Genomic DNA, 14295 nt, shown 5'->3' with positions numbered 1-14295 from the left:
ATTCTCCTTACACAGTTCCTTTTTCATACATTGCACGATTGCGTTCTTTATCTTGTTTTCTTTTTGCTTTTTCAATTTCTTTATTTCTAAACTCAAGCACACTAAATTTAAACCATAATAATGTCGGACTTGCAACAAAGATAGAGCTTAAAGTTCCCGCTATAATACCTACAATTAAAGCCAAAGAAAATCCTTGTATCATTTCCCCGCCAAAGAAATAAAGTATCACAACGGTTGCTAAAGTCAACCCTGAAGTTAAAACCGTTCTTGATAAAGTTGCTGAAACACTTTCATTAATAATAGGTGCAAGTTCGGTTTTTTTACTTGTTTTAATACCTTCTCTGATTCTATCAAAAATAATAATTGTATCATTCAAAGAGTATCCAAGCACAGTTAAAACAGCAGCCAAAGTATCTAAATTGACATCAATTTTAAATAAAGAAATTGCTCCTAAAGTAATCACAACATCATGAATTTCACTGATTATAGCCGCAAGAGCAAAACGCCACTCAAAACGCAACGCTATATAAATTAAAATTGCTATCAAAGATACAGCTATAGCCATAAGTCCTTTATTTCTAAGTTCATCACCTACTTTTGGTCCTACCACATCAGCACGACGCACCTCAAATTTTCCCGTATCCTTTAAAAGAGTGCTTATATGCTCGCCTATATCATTGCTTACATTATCATTACTTCCTAAAAAGCGTATAGTTACTTCTTCATTGCTTCCAAACTCAGTTACAGATAAATTTTGAAAAGTTCCTTGATTTTCTAAAATTTCTCGAATTTGCGTTATAGGAGCTGCATTTTCATATTTAAGCTGAACTAAAGTTCCTCCGCTAAAATCAATGCCATATTGTAAACCCCTATCCCAAAGTAAATAAATAGAACCAAAAAACAAAATAAAAGAAAGGGAAATAGCAGCAAAACGCATTCTCATAAAATCATAAATTTTCTTTTCGCTAAAAAACTGCATTATCTTCTCCTATAGCCAAACCAAAATCTTGTATTATTATTTTTTTCTATGCGTTGCATAAAATAATCAAACATTCCGTGAGTTCCTAAAATAGCTGTAATCATAGAAACAACGATACCAATTCCCAAAGTCACAGCAAAACCTTTAACTGCTCCTGTTCCATAGGCATAAAGTGCTACCGAAGTAACTAAAGAAGTGATATTTGAATCTATAATCGCACTCATAGCATTTTTATAACCTTGTTCTATACTAACTCTTATATTTACTCCATCTCGCAAGAGTTCTCGTATACGCTCATTGATAATCACATTTGCATCTACTGCCATACCCACAGTTAAAACAAGTCCTGCCATCCCTGGTAAAGTTAAAGTTGCTCCAAACATAGCCATAACAGCAACTACTACCAAAACATTAACTAGCATTGCAATATTTGCAAAAATTCCTGCCACACCGTAATACATCATCATAAATACTACAATAAAAACCGATGCACCGATTAAGGCTATCATACTCATTTTAATACTATCAGCACCTAAAGATGGTCCTATGCTTCTTTGTTCAAGTAATTTTACAGGCGCAAGCAAAGCTCCACTTCTTAAAGCTACCGCCACATCGCGTGCTTCTTCTTGAGTAAAAGCTCCACTGATTTGCCCACTACCTCCGCCTATGCGTTCATTGATAGATGGAGCAGAATATACTTTATTATCAAGTACAATAGCAAGACGCTTTCCAACATTTGCTCCTGTATAATCAGCAAATTTTTTAGAACCCTCGGCATTTAAAGTAAAATTAATCACAGGATAATTACTCTTATCACTAATCCCTACTCTAGCATCAGTAAGCATAGATCCATCTAAAATAGGTATACTTTTTAAGGTATATTTTAAATTTGGATTTCTAGAATCAGGCACTAAAATCAGTCCATAACTCGCAGCCTCAGCGTCGCTCATTGTGGAAGCTTGACCCATTTTAGAATCATCAACTTCCATAAGTTGTAAATGTGCTGCTTTTGTGATGCGTTCTTTTGCTCTTAGTTCATCTTCTTTGGTTTTAATCCCTGCAAGTTCAACCAAAATCTTATCATTACCTTGCTTAGCAACTGTTGGCTCTGCTAAACCAAATTGATCAAGCCTATTTCTTATGGTTTCAACTGCTTGCAAAAGTGCAAAATTTTCTATATTTTTTACTTCTTCTGAGGTAAAAGAAATTTTATAGTGCATATTTTCACTTTGTATATTAATTCCTTTTATTTCTTTAAGCAAATTTTCAACTTTTGCAATATCCGCATTATCAAGCAAAGTAAATTCTAAAATATCATCATGGGTATTTAAGCCGTCATTTAAAATATTTTCTTTATTAAAAGAATAACTCAATGAAGATGCAATTGATTTTATTTTAGATTTTACAGCTTCTTCATTATCTACACCTAAGAGCATATAAAGCCCACCTTGCAAATCAAGCCCTAAATTAATCTTCACACCACGTTCTGACTGCAAAAAAGAAGGGAGTGAAAAAGCCACTCCAAAAATAAATACCGCTATAAAAATAATCAAGCGATAATTGATTTTAGAATTACGCATCAATTTTCTTTGCTATAAATTCTCTTGAAATTTTTGCAGTAACATTGTCTTCATTAAGCTTAACTTTGATAAAATCCTCCTCTGGTTTTACGACTTCACAAATAAGTCCGCCATTAGTGATGATTTTATCTCCTTTTTGCAAAGACTCAAGCATTTGTTTATGTGCTTTTGCTTGTTTTTGTTGCGGTCTGATCACCAAGAAATAAAAAATTGCAAATAACACTACAAGAGGTAATAATGAAGTTAAAATTGAATTTTCTGCCATATTTTTCCTTTATTCCAAAAAAATTAAACACTAATTCTATCATTTTTAAAATAATAAAAGTCTTTTTTATTGCAATTTTACTTTCAAATTCTATTTATCTATCATTTTTTGAAAATATTTTTACACAAACCATTAGCCCATTTTTAGCTATTTACGGGTTAGTTTTACTTCTAAAAAGTAAAAATTCTAAACAATATTTTTGGATAGGTTTTTTTGTAGGGATTCTTTGGTTTTGGTGGATTGGTTTATCTTCAATTTATTTTAATCTAAACTATTTAGTACCAATTATACCAATTATCATTGGTTTTATTTATGGACTACTTTTTAGATTATGTTATTTATTAAAATTTGATTTTTTAAGACTTTGTGGAATTTTTTGCATAAGTTTTATCCATCCTTTAGGATTTGATTGGCTTAATTGGGGAATTTTTACAGTTTATGGTTTTTTTGACCCAAGTTATCGTGGTATTATTTGCATATTTTTAATAGCATATTTCATCTATGAGGGTTATATATCAAGATATTATAAAATAGCAATTGTTCTTGTTTTATTCTTTAGTGGATTTCAATATAATGAAAAACAAGCTCAAACTCTTAATTTAAACTACAAACTCATCAATACTAATATCTCTCAAGATCAAAAATTTTTACAAGAAAATTTAAAATCAAATTCTGATATCCTAATTCAAGATATATTTCAAGCTATAAATGAAAAAAAAGAACTTGTAATCTTGCCTGAAACCGCTTTTGCTTTTGATTTAAAAAATACCAAATATGAACTTATGCTTAAAGAATTATCTTATAAAATTACCATTATTACGGGAGCATTTTATACTGAAAAAGAGCAAACTTACAATAGCACGTATATCTTTAAAAAAGGCAATGTCTATATTTTAAATAAGCATTTTTTAGTTCCCTTTGGTGAAGAAATTCCATTTTTTAAAGACTTAATAAAAAAATATTTTCTTAAAAATATTGAAGAATTTTCCCAAGGTCCTATACAAAGCAAATATAAATTAGACAATCAAATTATTACAAATGCAATTTGTTATGAAGCTACCAAAGAGCAAAACTATCAAAATTCACAAATTATTATAGCTCTAAGCAACAATGCTTGGTTTAATAATAGCAGCGAATACAAACTCCAACAACTCTTAATGAAATTTTATGCAAGTAAATATGGGGTTAGTGTTTATCATGCTACAAATGGTAAAGAGAATATAGTTATACTCCCTAAAAAGCTTTTAAGTAAAGATTGGAAAAAATTTATCCAAAGAAATATTTAATGATAAAAAATAATATTAAAATTTTAATTTTAAAGTAATTTAAGTTATTTTATATTATAATTCTGTCAAATAATATTTTGACTTAGAGGGGTTTTTACCCCAAAGCTAAATTAATTTAGCTTCCTTCCTAACTTTTATATTTATGGGGGATATTGAAAAATATCCCTCTAAGTCAAAAATTAATACAACTTCATTAATTCTTTATAATTATACAAGCCTTATTTAAGCTTGTATAATATTGTTAATTTTTTAAAGCAGCTTTTTAAACTGTTCTAGAGCATCAAGTTGTTCCCAAGGATAGTCCTTTTGTCCTACTTGCCCACGAGCCGCTACATCCGCATAAAGAAAAGTTTCTTTACTTGGTTTATCCAGATGAAATTTATCACGGATCCAATTTGGCGTTAAAGAGAAGTTTTGCATAACAAAATCACTTAAAACATCATCATTTACACTGGTATTTGTGCCCATACAATCCACACTTACCGAAGTAGGTTTTGCAACACCTATAGCATAACTAAGTTGAACAATACATTTTTTAGCAAGCCCTGCTGCAACTATATTTTTAGCTAGCCATCTACCTGCATAAAGTCCACTTCTATCAACTTTAGTATAATCTTTGCTCGATTGTGCGCCACCACCTATTGGAGAATAACCTCCAAAACTATCTACTATAAGTTTTCTTCCTGTTAAACCACTATCATGTAAAGAAGAATGATTAATATATTTACCAGTTGGATTGATTAAAATTCTAGTCTTATTAGGGTCAAAAAGTTCTTTTGGTAAATTACTATCTAAGATAAGTTTCATCACCAAAGATCTTAAATCTTCTATTTTCATACTTTCAACACAAGGCGCAGAAACTACTATAGTATGAATACTTTGCGGTTTGCAATTTTCAAAATTCGCCTTAGTGCCATAATCAATAGTTACTTGAGTTTTAATATCCACGCCAAGTTCGTGTGGATTTGCTTTTGCATAAGCGTAGACTTTATCACATAGCATTCTTGCATAGCTAATGGCTGCTGGCATGTATTCTTCAGCCTCACAACTTGCAAAACCAAACATAATGCCTTGATCACCTGCTCCTGTTTCGCCATCTTCTTGATCAACACCTTGATTGATATCAGGGCTTTGTTCATTTAAAAACACCATAACATCAACTTCATCAGGATGCAAACACTGCTCTTTGTTAAAATGCCCTGCCCCATCATAACCAATGTTTTTTAAAACATCTTTAACTAAATTATCGTAATCAGCTTTACTAAGTTTGTGATTTGACTTAACTTCGCCTCCTATCACAACCTTATTTCCTGCGACAAAAACCTCACTCGCCACCCTTGAATTTTTGTCATTTTTCAAGAGTATATCCACTATCGTATCAGCGATTATATCAGCGCACTTGTCTGGATGACCTGCACTTACGACTTCTGAAGTGAATAGATACATAAAAAGTCCTTTCATTTAAAATGAACCACAATTGTATCCAAATAAACTTATCAAAGCTTGATAAATTAAAAATTCTCTAAAATTAAGCAAAAATTAGCTAAAATCAACTTCTGATATAAAAAATATTTAAAAGGTTTTTATGTTTTCTAAAATCATTCAAAGCTACGCTAAAGGCAACCTCATAGTTCAAATTTGCATAGGTATAGTACTAGGAATACTTATAGGCATTAGTTCTAAAGAAATATCTGAAATTGCAAATTTACTCGGAATACTTTTTACAAGTGCCTTAAAAGCTATCGCTCCTATGCTTGTTTTTGTTTTGATTTTAACTTCAATTTGCACTAAAGATTTTTCTCAAAGTGGTGCTAAGATCAAAAATATTATCATTTTATATATAGTAGGCACCTTTCTTGCTTCAGCTTGTGCGGTTCTTGCTAATTTTTTCTTTCCTGTAAAGCTTGTTTTAGATGGAATTCAAACCGCTACAAACTCATCTCCAACCCACATGAGTGAGATTTTTAAAGATCTTTTATTTAAAATTGTCGATAATCCTATAAATGCTCTTTCAAGTGGGAATTATTTAGGAATTTTAACCTGGGCAATAGCTGGAGGCATAGCATTAAAACACTGCTCTAACGAAGTAAAACAAGTTTTTATAGATATCAATGAAGGGGTTTTGAAAATTGTTAAATTTGTAGTAAAACTTGCTCCTTTTGGAATTTTTGGACTTGTGGCTAATTCTGTAGCACAAACAGGAGCACAAGGCTTACTAAGCTATATAAAACTTTTATTTTTACTTGTAGCTACTATGCTTTTTGTTACTTTTGTTATCAATGCCTTAATAGTTTTTTTTTATACAAGAAAAAATCCTTTTCCTTTGATTTTTATCTGCTTAAGACACAGTGCATTTTTTGCTTTTTTCACAAGAAGTTCAGCGGCAAATATCCCTGTTAATATGGCACTTTGCGCCAAACTTGGCATAGATAAAGAATTTTATGGCATTTCTATACCTTTAGGAGCTACTATCAACATGGCAGGAGCGGCAGTTACTATAGCTATTTTAAGTCTTACTACAGCCAATACCGTTGGTATAGAAATCAGTCTTTTGCAAGCCCTTTTATTAAGCATTATTGCCACCTTTGCAGCTTGCGGGGCTAGCGGAGTTGCGGGTGGATCCTTACTGCTTATACCTTTGGCTTGTTCTTTATTTAATATAGACTATGATATTGCTATGAAGGTAGTTGCCATAGGTTTTATTATAGGGGTTATTCAAGATAGTGTTGAAACTGCTTTAAATAGTTCTACAGATGTTCTTTTTACAGCAATTTGTTCTAAAAATGAATTAAATTATAATATCAAATAAGGTAAAAGCATGCGTCATCTCATCACTACAGAGGATTTTAATAAAGTCGAAATTATGGAGCTTTTTAAAGAAGCAAGTGATTTCTTAGATGAAAAACCTAGAACTTTTCTTAAAGGAAAAAGTATCACGACAATTTTTTTTGAAAACTCTACACGCACCCTTTCATCTTTTGAAAGCGCTGCAAGAAGATTAGGTGCTAGGGTTTTACGCCTTGATGTTTCAAGATCAAGCTCTAGCAAAGGAGAAACTCTTTATGATACTGCTGCTAATTTAGATGCCATGAGTCCTAATGCTATTGTTATAAGACACGCAAACTCAGGAGTTCCTTTGATATTGGCAAAGCATATGCATTGTCCAGTTGTTAATGGAGGAGATGGAAAACACGCCCATCCTACCCAAGCTTTGCTAGATTTATTCACTATTTATAATCATTTTCAAGGCGATGTCAAAGGTAAGAAAATTTGCATCGTAGGTGATATTAAAAATTCCCGTGTTGCAGCGTCCAATATAGAACTTTTAAGCAGATTTAATCTTGATATTACCCTAGTAGCTCCACCACATTTTATGCCCAATACCCATCTTAAAAAACATTATAAGCTTGATGAGAATATCATAGCAAATTCAGATATTATCATGAGTCTTAGAACACAAACAGAAAGACATAATAAAACCGTTTATGCTTCACTTAAAGACTACGCAAATGATTTTTGCATTCAAAAAAGCTTAGTAAAAGATAAAAAGCTTATTTTACTACATCCAGGCCCTGTAAATCGCAATATTGACATAAGCGATGAAATGATGAGTGATGAAAGAACTTTAGTTTTAAAACAAGTTAAAAATGGAGTGGCCATTAGAATGGCTGTTCTTAAAAAACTCATATTAGAAAATGAAGGATAAAAAATGTTAGAATGGGATTTAAGTGCTTTATTTCACAATAAAGAAGCGTTGCAAAATTTTACACAAGATCAAATCCAACAAAGTTTAAATTTTAAAAAAGACTATGAAAATAAACTCTATACATTAAATGCTAATGAGTTTTTACAAGCTTTAAAAGATTATGAAAATTTAAATCAAGCTCTTGGCAAAATCATGACTTATGCTTATTTGCTTTTTGCTAAAAACACTCAAAATGGTTCTTTTTACGCACAATACGAAGAAGAATGCAAAAAAATAGAAGAAAATTTACTCTTTTTCGAGCTTGAATTTTGTGAGTTAGTTCCTGAAAAAAGTCAAGAATTTACAACTTTTTGTAAAGATTATGATTTTTATCTTTCTAATTTATTGCAAAACAAACGCTATAATCTTAGCAAAAACGAAGAACGCATTATGCTCTATCTTTCAAATACAGGTGCAAATGCTTTTAGTAGGCTTTTTGATGAAAGTATGAGTGCTTTAAAAATCCCTTTTGAAGGTAAAAAACTTAGCGAAGAAGAAATTCTAAGCAAAATGTATGACGAAGATAGAAAAATACGCAAAAAAGCTGCTAAAAAATTCAGTAAAGTTTTGCAAAAAAATAGCAGACTTTTAAGTTTTATTATCAATATGATAAAAACAGAAAGAAAAAATATAAGCTTATTAAGAGGTTATGAAAATGCTGAAATTTCAAGACATATCAGCAATCAAATTTCGCAAAAAAGCGTTGATTCCTTGATAGCAAGTGCGCAAAAACATTTTAACCTAGTATCGCAATTTTACAAAAGAAAAAAACAAATTTTGGGCTATGATGAGCTTAAAGACTATGATAGATATGCACCCATAGGAAAAGAAGCAAGTTTTGATTTTAAAACAAGTAAAAATATTGTTTTAGAGGCATTTCAAGCTTTTTCTCCGCAATTTTATGATATAGCAAAAAATGCTTTTAATCAAGGCTGGATTGATGTTTATCCACAAGAAAATAAACAAGGGGGTGCTTTTTCACATTCTGCAACTTCTGATGCGCATCCTTTTGTTTTATTAAACTACACCGATAAAAGGCGTGATCTTTTTACACTTGCACATGAATTAGGACACACTATCCATCAAAAACTTTCTTACAATGTAAGCTACTTAAATCAAAACACACCTTTAACCACCGCAGAAACAGCTTCAGTTTTTGCCGAAATGCTCGTATTTGATTTTATTAAAGATAAGTTAAAAAAAGAAGAACTCCTATCTTTATATGCAAATAAAATCGAAGATATTTTTGCAACTTTTTATAGACAAATTAATTTTACTTGTTTTGAAAGACGCTTACATGCTCAAGAAAATGAATTAAGCACCGAAGAAATCAATAAAATTTGGATGGAAGAATCTCAAAAAATGTTTCAAGATAGCGTAAAACTTACAAAAAATTATGCTTCTTGGTGGAGTTATATTCCTCATTTTATCCATTCTCCTTTTTACTGCTATGCTTATGCTTATGCCCAACTTTTAGTTTTAGCTCTTTATGGACTTTACAAAAGCAAAAAATGTGAAAATTTTAAAGAACTTTATATCAAAATGCTTTCTTTAGGTGGAAGTGTGAGTCCAAAAGAACTAGTAGGAATGTTTGGATTTGATATAGAAGATGAAAATTTTTGGGAAATAGGCATAAAAGAAATTCAAAAACTCATCAATGAATTTATGGAGTTACAATCATGCTAGAAACAATCTTAAAAAATAAAAATTTTATCCATACCATGCAAAAGCATTGTTATGAAGTTATTTCACACCTTATAGAAGAAAATATAGAATTTTCTATAGTTGCAAATACAAATTTCATAGATTTCAACCCTGAACTTCCCAAAGAGCTTGATGTTAAACAAAATCCTTATGCTCTTTTTGCCCTTGGAGGATACACCTTTGAATCCATACAGCTAAATAAAGATTTCATTCAATTTCACGCAGGTTTTGGTAATGATGATTTTGATAGTTTTGTAAAGGTTGATTTAGGAGCTATCACGCAAATTCAAATAGAAAATAGCATTTTATTTGTTAATTTTAGCCTTTATAAACGTGAAAATAGTAAAAATTTACAAAAATCTAAAAATATATTTTTAAATAATCCAAAAAATAAAGATATTTTCAAAAAATGAATCTATTTGAAGATTTAAATGATAGCCAAAAACAAGCGGTAAGCCACATTGATGGAGCTATGCTTATCCTAGCAGGTGCAGGTAGTGGAAAAACCAAAACTATCACCACTCGTCTTGCTTATCTTATCGGTGAAGTAGGCATCCCCTCGCATAACACTCTTACTCTTACTTTTACGAATAAAGCAGCTAGTGTTATGCGTCATAGAGCATTAAATTTTCTACAAGGTAATCACAATCCTTTGCTTTGCACCTTTCACAAATTTGGACTTTTATTTTTAAAACTACACTTTGAAAGATTGGAGCGTAAAAATAGTTTTATTGTTATCGATACAGATGATACAAAAAAAATAATTAAAGATTTAATCCATGATAAAAACAAAGATAATGTCTATGATATTATCAAATACATATCTTATTGTAAAAATGAAGGCAAAAGAGTAAGCAATGTCTTTGAAGATTTAAATTTACTAAAAGAACATAATTTTGAAAAATATCAAAATGAATACAAATTTGCCAACTATTACCGTGCTTATGAAGAATACTTATTAAAGCAAAATTTTGTAGATTTTGATGATCTTTTATTGCTAAGCAATCTCATTTTGGAAAATGATATAAATTTTGCCAAAGAACAAAGCTTACTTTATAATTACATTACAGTTGATGAGTATCAAGATACTAATACCTTGCAATATAAAATTCTAAAAAATCTATGTTGTATGCATGAAAATATCACAGTTGTTGGTGATGATGATCAAAGTATTTATAGTTGGCGTGGAGCAAAAATTGAAAATATTTTAAATTTTCAAAACGATTTTAAAAATGTTAAACTTGTAAAACTTGAACAAAACTATCGTTCAGTAGGGACTATTTTACAAGCAGCAAATAATCTCATATCTCACAATGAGCAACGACTTGGAAAAACTTTAATCTGCACTAAAGATACTGGGGAAAATATTAAAATATTAAAAAACGAAAACGAAAAAGATGAAGGTTTATATATCGCTCAAGAAGTGAAAAAATTGCTAAATTCTGGAGTAGAAGCTAAAGAGATCGCCGTTTTATTTCGAGTTAATGCACTATCAAGAGCAATAGAAGAAGCATTTATGAAGGAAAAAATTTCTTATAAACTGCTTAGCGGTATGCGTTTTTATGAAAGATTAGAAATAAAAGATTTAATCTCGTATCTTAGACTTATCTTAAATCCAAACGATGATTTGTCATTTAGGCGTATTATTAATCGCCCTAAAAGATCCATAGGAGAAAAAGCCCTAAAAAATTTAGAAGAATATGCAAAAAAACGTCAAATTTCACTTTTTGATGCCTTATGTGAAAGCGATGGCGGTGTAGGAATTTTAACAACAAAAAAAGCACAAAATGAAGCAAATATTTTTATACAAAATATTCACACTCTAAAAAGCTACGATAATGCAAAAAAGGTTTTTGATAATATAGAAGAATTATTTAAAATCAAAGATTATTTTTCAGAGCAAGATGATGGAGATGAAAGAATCAGAAATCTTGATGAGTTTTATGCTAATCTAAGAGAAAAACTCAAAGAAGATCCCGAAGCTTCTTTAGAAGATCTACTTAGTGAAATTTCTTTATTAAGTGATCAAGATAATTTAGATGAAGAATGTGTTTGCTTGATGAGTATTCATGCTAGCAAAGGTTTGGAATTTGATTATGTTTTTATAATAGGCTTTGATGAAGGATTTTTTCCTTTAAATAGCGAAGAAAATCTCGAAGAAGAACGCCGTCTTGCTTATGTTGCCATCACTCGCGCCAAAAAATTTCTCACAATAAGTGTTGCAAATTCTCGTTTTTATCATGGTTCAAGAGCAAATATCAATCCTAGTCGCTTCTTAGAAGAAAGTAAATTAATCAATGAAAAATCAAAAAATCAAAATATACAAAAAACTAGCTTTTGTAAAGGAGATCTAGTTAAACATAAAATTTTTGGCATTGGTAGGGTTGTTGAAGTTAATAAAAGCGGAAAAGAGGAAAAGCTTAATATTAATTTTGGTGGTATAATGCGTGTAATCATGGCAAGCTTTGTGGAAAAAGCAGTATGAACAAGATCTTTGCAGCCTTTAAACCAAGGGGTTTGAGCTCTAATGCCTTTTTAAGCACTTTAAAGAAAAAATATAAAAATAAAAAAGCAGGATATTCTGGCACTCTTGATCCTTTCGCCAAAGGGATTTTAATCGTTGCATTTGGACAATACACAAAACTTTTCCGTTTTTTAAAAAAAACTCCAAAAACCTATAAAGCTACTTTATGGCTTGGAGTTTACTCCTTAAGTCTTGATGATCAAAATATAAAAGAAATTAAAAATATAAAAGAATTTGATCTTGCAAATTTACAACAAATCGTTGATCAAATGCAAGGAATTATCTCCTATACACCACCGCAATTTAGCGCCAAAAGAATCAATGGAACTCGCGCCTATGAACTTGCAAAAAAAGGTATAGAAGTAAATTTAAAACCTTGTCAAATGGAAGTATTTGATTGCAAGATCTTAAGCTATAATCATCCTTTTTTAAATATTGAAATCACAGTCAGTGAAGGTGCTTATATAAGATCTTATTGCGAACTTTTTGCTAGAAAACTAGGTATTAATGCGACTTTAAGCTCTTTAGAGCGCATTAAAGAAGGTAAATTTGTTTATAATAATGAGAAAAGCTTAAATGTGTTAAAATACATTAACCTAAAGCCAAATTTTATCAAGAATTTAAGTAAACTCGAAAATGGTGCTAAAATTTTTGTCGAAGAATTAGAATTTCATGATGAAGGAGATTATTATATTGAAACAGAAAAATATTTTAGCGTAATTAATATTAAAGAAAATACAGTAAAATATCTTCTGAATAAGGTTGAAAAATGTTAATATTATCAAGAAAAGAAAATGAAAGTATAATTATCGGAGAAGGTATAGAAATCAAAGTCGTTCAAACAGGGAAAGGATATGCCAAAATAGGCATAGAAGCTCCAAAATCTCTTATGATACTTAGAAAAGAACTTGTTCAACAAGTAAAGGATGAAAATTTGCATTCTGTTGTTCAGAATGATATTAAACTTGATGACTTAAGCAAAAAACTAATCAAATGAAAGCTTACGCTAAAGCAAATATTTTTTTAAAACTTACCGGTTTTGACTCAAGAAAATATCATCTTTTAGAATCACGATTTATACTTTTAAAAGATCTTTTTGATGAGCTTGAGCTTGTTGATAAAGAATCAGACTCTAAAAAAGAATTTGAAATCATTAGTAATTTTAAATGCGAAAATAATATTATTCAAAAGGCTTATTTGCTACTTTCTAAAAGATATAATAACGAATTAAAAGAATTATTTAGCAAAAAAAGCCTAAAACTCACAAAAAATATCCCAGTATGTGCTGGGCTTGGTGGTGGAAGTAGCGATTGTGCGAGTTTTTTACTACTAATGAATGAAACCCTAAATTTAAAATTAAACCTACAAGAACTTATAAATTTAAGCATACAACTAGGAAGTGATATTGCCTTTTTTTTAAGTGGCTTTCACTCTGCTAATGTAAGTGGCTGTGGTGAAATTATAAAAGAATTTGAAGATGACATACCTAATTTAAAATGGACTTTTCCACAAATATCTTGCCAAACTAAAGCTGTTTATGATGAATTTGATAGAGGAATATTTGACTTTCAAAAAAACAATAATCAAGCGCAAATCTACAAAAAACTCAGCACAAAAGAGTTGTTACAAAACTTTAAAAACAAAGAATTAAATGATTTATTTACTCCTTGTGCAACTTTATATCCTAAAATGAAGTCTTACTTACAAGAAGATTTTTTTCTAAGCGGTAGCGGTAGTAGTGTTTTTAAGGTTGATCGATGAAAATTATTGCGAGAAATAAAAAAGCTTTATTTGATTATAGCATCATAGAACGCTTTGAAGCCGGAATTGTCCTTAAGGGAAGTGAAGTTGTAGCTTTAAGAGCAGGAAGAGCAAATCTTAAAGACTCTTTTGTTCGCATTATAAAAAATGAGATTTTTTTACTTAATTCTCATATTTCATTGCTTCATACTACACATTCTTTCTATAAACACGAAGAAAGAGATGCTAGAAAGCTTTTAATGCATAGAAAGCAAATTGATAAATTATTAGGTAAAGTAAGTATAGAAGGATATACTATCGTTGCATTAGATCTTTATTTTAACACAAAAAATAAAGTAAAAGCCACTCTTGCTTTAGCTAAAGGGAAAAATTTGCACGACAAGCGTGAAACTTTAAAGAAAAAGCAAGCCGATTTAGAAGCTAGAGCTGCTATGAAAAATTATAAATAAAG

13 protein-coding genes and 1 pseudogene are annotated in these 14295 nt (G+C 30.4%); 10 read left to right on the top strand and 4 right to left on the bottom strand.

The features are described from left to right. Positions 1 to 7: 7 nt before the first annotated feature. The 3 genes from secF to yajC are packed head-to-tail and all read right to left on the bottom strand — an operon-like array spanning position 8 to position 2824. Positions 8 to 979: a protein translocase subunit SecF gene (gene secF, locus AJN70_RS02020; RefSeq protein ID WP_002858025.1), complete on the bottom strand. Its 972-nt coding sequence runs from the start codon at positions 977 to 979 to the stop codon at positions 8 to 10. Further along, positions 979 to 2559 (bottom strand): protein translocase subunit SecD, encoded by a 1581-nt coding sequence (secD, locus tag AJN70_RS02015; RefSeq protein WP_070240191.1) that lies wholly within the window; start codon positions 2557 to 2559, stop codon positions 979 to 981. The genes secF and secD overlap by 1 nt, the downstream gene beginning before the upstream one ends. After that, positions 2552 to 2824, bottom strand: a complete 273-nt coding sequence (gene yajC, locus AJN70_RS02010; RefSeq protein ID WP_002786346.1) for a preprotein translocase subunit YajC — start codon at positions 2822 to 2824, stop codon at positions 2552 to 2554. Before yajC ends, secD begins: the two co-directional genes overlap by 8 nt. Here yajC and AJN70_RS02005 point away from each other — a divergent pair. Then, positions 2797 to 4123, top strand: a pseudogene (locus AJN70_RS02005) (apolipoprotein N-acyltransferase). The gene yajC and the pseudogene AJN70_RS02005 overlap by 28 nt on opposite strands. 236 nt (positions 4124 to 4359) lie before the next feature. On the opposite strand, the gene metK reads toward AJN70_RS02005, so the two are convergent. After that, entirely contained in the window at positions 4360 to 5556 is a 1197-nt protein-coding gene (gene metK, locus AJN70_RS02000; RefSeq protein WP_002861817.1) for a methionine adenosyltransferase, read from the bottom strand. Positions 5557 to 5695: 139 nt separating this feature from the next. On the opposite strand from metK, the gene sstT reads away from it, so the two are divergent. From sstT to smpB, 9 genes are read left to right on the top strand one after another with little or no spacing between them, the layout of a single operon-like run. After that, the gene (gene sstT / locus AJN70_RS01995; RefSeq protein ID WP_044780199.1) at positions 5696 to 6919 is read left to right on the top strand and encodes a serine/threonine transporter SstT; all 1224 of its coding nucleotides are present in this window, start codon (positions 5696 to 5698) and stop codon (positions 6917 to 6919) included. Positions 6920 to 6928: 9 nt separating this feature from the next. Then, complete coding sequence (locus tag AJN70_RS01990) at positions 6929 to 7816, top strand: aspartate carbamoyltransferase catalytic subunit (RefSeq protein WP_070233044.1); 888 nt, start codon at positions 6929 to 6931, stop codon at positions 7814 to 7816. Between the two features lie 3 nt (positions 7817 to 7819). Further along, positions 7820 to 9541 (top strand): M3 family oligoendopeptidase, encoded by a 1722-nt coding sequence (locus AJN70_RS01985; RefSeq protein WP_044779149.1) that lies wholly within the window; start codon positions 7820 to 7822, stop codon positions 9539 to 9541. Next, positions 9535 to 9972: a hypothetical protein gene (locus AJN70_RS01980; RefSeq protein ID WP_044779148.1), complete on the top strand. Its 438-nt coding sequence runs from the start codon at positions 9535 to 9537 to the stop codon at positions 9970 to 9972. Before AJN70_RS01985 ends, AJN70_RS01980 begins: the two co-directional genes overlap by 7 nt. Further along, positions 9969 to 12044, top strand: a complete 2076-nt coding sequence (locus AJN70_RS01975; RefSeq protein WP_002866122.1) for an ATP-dependent helicase — start codon at positions 9969 to 9971, stop codon at positions 12042 to 12044. The genes AJN70_RS01980 and AJN70_RS01975 overlap by 4 nt, the downstream gene beginning before the upstream one ends. Beyond that, positions 12041 to 12859, top strand: a complete 819-nt coding sequence (truB, locus tag AJN70_RS01970; RefSeq protein WP_002870522.1) for a tRNA pseudouridine(55) synthase TruB — start codon at positions 12041 to 12043, stop codon at positions 12857 to 12859. Before AJN70_RS01975 ends, truB begins: the two co-directional genes overlap by 4 nt. Continuing rightward, on the top strand, positions 12853 to 13080 hold the full coding sequence (gene csrA / locus AJN70_RS01965) for a carbon storage regulator CsrA (RefSeq protein ID WP_002852854.1): 228 nt from the start codon (positions 12853 to 12855) through the stop codon (positions 13078 to 13080). The genes truB and csrA overlap by 7 nt, the downstream gene beginning before the upstream one ends. Continuing rightward, positions 13077 to 13844, top strand: a complete 768-nt coding sequence (locus AJN70_RS01960) for a 4-(cytidine 5'-diphospho)-2-C-methyl-D-erythritol kinase (protein WP_002870521.1) — start codon at positions 13077 to 13079, stop codon at positions 13842 to 13844. Before csrA ends, AJN70_RS01960 begins: the two co-directional genes overlap by 4 nt. After that, the gene (smpB, locus tag AJN70_RS01955) at positions 13841 to 14293 is read left to right on the top strand and encodes an SsrA-binding protein SmpB (protein WP_044779146.1); all 453 of its coding nucleotides are present in this window, start codon (positions 13841 to 13843) and stop codon (positions 14291 to 14293) included. The genes AJN70_RS01960 and smpB overlap by 4 nt, the downstream gene beginning before the upstream one ends. Positions 14294 to 14295 lie beyond the last annotated feature (2 nt).

It is taken from the genome of Campylobacter sp. BCW_4341 (assembly GCF_001764255.1).
In the GTDB taxonomy this organism is placed as follows: Bacteria; Campylobacterota; Campylobacteria; order Campylobacterales; family Campylobacteraceae; genus Campylobacter_D; species Campylobacter_D jejuni.
The sequence above is the reverse complement of the archived record's forward strand: the minus strand, read 5'-3'. Positions and strand labels throughout refer to the sequence as shown.